The following is a 216-nucleotide window of genomic DNA, read 5'->3' on the forward strand; positions in this document are numbered from 1 at the left end:
TGTTATCAAGCTGGTAGCTGTAGCTGCCGTCTTCATTGAGAGTCAGGGTTCCGTATGCACCGGCAAGGGCGCTTCCGACAGTTCCTGCAACAGCACCTGCTGCAATGGCAGTGACCAGGGTTGGAGAGTCGGCACCTAAGGTATCGCTGCCTGGTCCGGTTGTAATAACGTTGCCGAGAACTGGAGCCGTTGCATCTTCCTCCACAGAGTTTGCAT

Annotated in this window: 1 protein-coding gene; it reads right to left on the bottom strand. The window is 55.1% G+C overall.

The features are described from left to right. The coding region (locus FCL48_RS24855) for a VCBS domain-containing protein (RefSeq protein WP_136876778.1) at positions 1 to 216 on the bottom strand (216 nt) is incomplete at both ends.

Source organism: Desulforhopalus sp. IMCC35007 (assembly GCF_005116575.1).
Lineage (GTDB): Bacteria > Desulfobacterota > Desulfobulbia > Desulfobulbales > Desulfocapsaceae > Desulforhopalus_A.